The 4479-nt window shown below is 56.2% G+C and carries 3 protein-coding genes and 1 pseudogene; all 4 read left to right on the forward strand.

Annotation, left to right across the window (positions count from 1 at the left end; translation table 11 throughout):
* A pseudogene (locus tag ACXJ5O_RS19815) lies at window positions 1-221 on the forward strand (ubiquinone-dependent pyruvate dehydrogenase); the annotation flags it as partial.
* A 268-nt stretch (window positions 222-489) separates the two neighbouring features.
* A complete protein-coding gene (locus ACXJ5O_RS19820; protein WP_224506428.1) occupies window positions 490-1896 on the forward strand; it encodes a cytochrome ubiquinol oxidase subunit I in 1407 nt (468 codons plus the stop codon).
* 5 nt (window positions 1897-1901) lie between these two features.
* Entirely contained in the window at window positions 1902-2888 is a 987-nt protein-coding gene (gene cydB, locus ACXJ5O_RS19825; RefSeq protein WP_457301392.1) for a cytochrome d ubiquinol oxidase subunit II, read from the forward strand.
* A 74-nt stretch (window positions 2889-2962) separates the two neighbouring features.
* A partial coding sequence (locus ACXJ5O_RS19830; protein WP_457301393.1) for a PAS domain S-box protein occupies window positions 2963-4479 on the forward strand: 1517 nt, incomplete at its 3' end.

Below are 4479 nucleotides of genomic sequence, written 5' to 3' on the forward strand. Positions count from 1 at the left end.
CTGTTACGAAGGCCGATGACCTCGACGGTGCCATCCGAGAATGGCTCGCCCAGCCCGGTCCGGCTCTTCTGGACGTCAAGGTGAACCCAATGCAGCTGGTCAACCCGCCGACGCCGTTCGTCTCTCCCGAAGCCGTGGTCGGAATGGCCGTCTACAGCGCCCGGGCCATCCTCAAGGGTAAGGGTCACGATGTTTGGGAAATGGTCACCGAGAATATCTAACTGCGGTGGCCAGCGCCTGGCTTCTCCCTAGGCCCCACATCTACACGCTTTCAGATCTCGCGGTGAAGGGCGGTCGCCGCCCCTCAAGAAGCTTACGGGACTTCTTAGGGATAGTAGCGAACAGCACGCAACGGACCCGATTGGTGTCATTACGCCGTTGGAATTCGAAATTCGAGGACGCCGGCATGAGCCGGTTGATGCCGCGAAGTGCGGCCGCCAGACACGAACACGGGCCAAGGTCGATAACTGCGATAACGGAGGTTAACCCATGGAAATTACTGCGCTCTTTCTATCACGACTGCAGTTCGCCTTTACCGTTTCGTTTCACATAATTTTCCCGGCGTTTACGGTTGGCCTGGCGGCGTGGCTGACGGTGCTGAACGCAATGTACCTCGTCACTGAACGTCACATCTATCGCCGTCTCTCGGATTTCTGGCTCAAAATATTCGCGATCGCCTTTGGTCTGGGTGTCGTGACAGGAATCGTCATGGCTTTCCAATTCGGCACCAACTGGAGCGAGCTGTCGATGCGCACCGGCCCTATCCAGGGTCCGCTTCTAGGCTATGAAAGCTTCACTGCATTCGCCCTAGAAGCCAGCTTCTTCGGCGTCATGATGTTCGGCCGAAACCGTGTGCCTGCCTGGGTCTACCTATTCGCCTGCGCCATGGTCACGCTTGGAACAAGCCTCTCATCGTTCTGGATCATGGTCAACAATTCTTGGATGCAGTGGCCGGTCGGCTACGAGATCGACGCGAACGGCATCTTCATCGCCACGGACTGGTCGGCAATCATCTTCAGTCCCGTGGTTTGGGTTCGCTTCCCGCACATGATTCTGGCTGCCTATGTGACAACGTCCTTCTGCATAGCGGCGACCGGGGCATGGTACCTCATCGATAAACGTCTTCAAGCGGAAGGAATTTCCATGATGCGGATGGGCCTCGGTCTGGCCGCCATCCTTGTACCGATCCAGATTTTCTTTGGACACCTGACCGGGGAGTATGTGCACGACAAGCAGCCGGCGAAGTTCGCCGCAATCGAGGGCCGCTGGGAGAACGAGCAGCCGGCGTCGGAGGTCGTCATCGCATGGCCTGACGAGGCCACTGAGTCAAACTCCTACGCGATCACTATCCCATATCTTGGGAGCCTAATCGGGTCGATGAGTTTTACGTCGGAAGAAGTTGGCCTGAAGAGCTTTCCCAAGGATCTGCGTCCACCTGTCGTAATCCCTTTCTTCGCGTTCCGGATCATGGTGGGTTGCGGACTAATCATGCTGGCGCTGGCGTGGTATGGCTCATGGATCATCTACAAGCGGCGCTTGAGCGGACAAAGGCTATTGCTGTGGGCGGTTTTTTTCAGCTTTCCCTTGGGCTTTATCGCCACGCTGACCGGATGGTTCACGGCGGAGGTCGGACGACAGCCATGGACCGTCTACGGCCTCCTGCGAACAGAGCATGCCGTAACACCCTCGCTCACAGTTGGCCAAGTCGCCATCAGCTTCGCTCTGTTCGCAGTCATCTACAGCATCATTTCCGTTGCGGGGGTCATTTATGTGTACCGACTGCTACGCATCGGCCCAGCTGAGGCAACCGAGTCAATCGGTGACGGGGCAAATTTCAAACGGCCTTTGGCAATGACAGGTGGTAGCCCCGGCACACCGCCCAGCCCTGCGGAGTGACTGACATGGTTGAGTTCTGGACGGCCGCCCTTGGCCTCACGCTACTGCTCTACATTCTTTTGGATGGTTTTGATCTCGGTGTCGGCATTCTGTTCGGGTTCGTTCGGGACGCCAAACACAAAAAACAGATGCTCAACTCAATCGCCCCTGTGTGGGATGGCAACGAGACTTGGTTGATCCTGACCGCCTCAATACTCTTCGGTGCGTTCCCTGTCGTGTATGCCTTGTTACTCAGTGCATTCTATCTGCCTATGATCCTAATGTTGGGCGCATTGATCTTCCGCGGCGTCGCCTTCGAATTCCGGGAAAAGAGCGTCACCAAAAAATGGCTGTGGGACGCAGGGTTCACGACCGGATCGATCGTTGCCACCTTTGTGCAGGGCGCGGCAGTGGGGGCGATGGTTGTTGGAATACCCAATGCTGCTGGCCGCTATTCGGGTACGCCTCTCGGATGGCTAACTCCATTTTCAATCCTGTGCGGGATCGGACTATGTCTCGGTTACGCTTTGCTCGGGGCGACATGGCTCGTGAAGAAGACCGAGGGTGACCTGCGCGATGCGGCTTATCGCCAAATTGTCAAACTGCTCATCGGTGTCATTGCATTTGTCGTGATCGCGTTCTTCTTTTCGTTGGCAATGGAATTGCCTGTCATGACCAGGTGGATCGAGCGGCCCGGGCTCGTCGTATTCCCAGTTCTCGGCGTTTTCGGATGCTTCCTGATTTTCCGCGGCTGCAGCAACAAATTCGACGCGCTTCCGTTCATAGGTGCAGTGGCCCTATTTATCTCAGCCTTCGCGACGCTAGCAGCTTCATTTTATCCGTACATCATCCCCTTCTCGATCACGCTCAACGATGCGGCCGCTCCCCGCTCTAGTCTATCGTTTCTGTTCTGGGGCGCGGGTATTTTTGTCTTCCCACTCACGCTGATTTACACAATGGTCGTCTACTGGTTGTTCAAGGGCAAGGCCGTCGAGGAGGAACGATATGACTAAGTACCTGCTCCAGTCGCAAGCCATGTGTCGGCCGCCGTCGAGCACGTCGCGGCTCATGTCCGAGGCTGTCGCCCATGCATGAACTGTCAGATACGTTTGAGCATCTACCGGCACTCGTGCTTCGGCTTGATCCGGAAGGTAAGGCCGTCTACCTCAACAAACACTGGACTTCTATCTCTGGCATAAACCGACGTTCACTTCTAGATTCTGGGTGGCAAGGCCTCCTGCATACATCTGACACCCAACACCTTCGCGCGCTGACCCACGAGGACTCCCCAAAGGAGGTTCTGTTTCGCATTAGAAGCGGCGACGAGCAGTTTAGGTGGCATGTTTTCCGTGCCGCCACTTCGCAGTCCGGAACGCTGCTAATTGGAGTTGAAGCCGATACTACGATTACCCAAAAGGTTGCCAGTGATCGTATTGCGGCAGAATTCGAGCGAACGCTTGAACAGATACCAGCGATGATCTGGCGGACTAGGCCCGATGGCTATCTGGACTATGCCAATCGCCGGTGGTTGGATTTTTGGGGTCAGGAGCTCAAGGATGCAGTTGGCTGGGGCTGGCGAGACGGCGTGCATCCCGATGACCGCGAAGGCATAGAGGCATACTGGCGCAATATGCTCTTAACCGGGGCCGAAGGTCAATACGAGGCGCGGGTCGGCAACTCCAGGCTCGGTTATCGATGGTGTGTGAGCATCGGTACGCCTTGCAAGGACCAGACCGGGAATATCGTCGCCTGGTATGGAGCCATCTTCGATATCGAAGAGCGAAAGCATGCTGAAAATAAGCTGCAGGTTAGCGAGGCCTACCTGAAACGAGGTCAAGAACTGAGCAAGATCGGCAGTTTCGGGTTCGAACTCGATACCGACGGGCTGTTCTGGTCTGATGAAACATACCGAATTTTGGAGTACGACGTAGAAACGAAGCCGTCCTTCGGGCTCCTTCTATCTCGTATTCACGAAGAAGATCGGCCCGGCGTCGAACGGCTGCGACAAGAGCTGAGAAATGGATCGCCTGAAATCGAGGGTGAATTCCGCCTGAAGTTTGACGACGGCCGCGTAAAGCACCTCCGTGTTTTGGGACAGAAGAGCCAGCCACTGGATACCGCCTACACCGCGGTGATTATGGACGTCACAGCGGCAATCCGAAACGCCGAGCGATTGAAGCAGAACGAAATCGAGATAGCACATGTTGCAAGGGTCGCGACCGCCGGTGAACTCGCAGCGTCGATCGCACACGAAGTAAACCAGCCACTCGGTGCGCTCGTTGCAAGCGGTGGGGCACTGCTGCGCTGGATAGACAGAGATGAACCCGACATCGAAAAAGCTACCGCGAACGCACGTCGGATGGTGGGTTACGCGCAGTTAGCCAGCGATATCGTCGCCCGCGTTCGAACACTGTTCGAACGCGGTAGCACGACACTCGAGGCCGTGGATTGTTTCGATCTCCTTTCCGCTTCGTTCGCTTATGTCGAGTCCAGCGCGCGTCGCAATGGTGTGGAGATCATACTGGATGTTGAACACGGCATCCCGCCCATACAAGGCGACCCCGTCCAGCTCCAGCAAGTTATCATCAACTTGATGGTCAATGC

This window comes from Phyllobacterium sp. P5_D12 (assembly GCF_054049495.1).

Excerpts from the sequence above, each read along its gene's own strand:
- cydB (WP_457301392.1), top strand. The coding sequence starts at position 1,902 with ATGGTTGAGTTCTGGACGGCCGCCCTTGGCCTCACGCTACTGCTCTAC.
- ACXJ5O_RS19820 (WP_224506428.1), top strand. The coding sequence starts at position 490 with ATGGAAATTACTGCGCTCTTTCTATCACGACTGCAGTTCGCCTTTACC.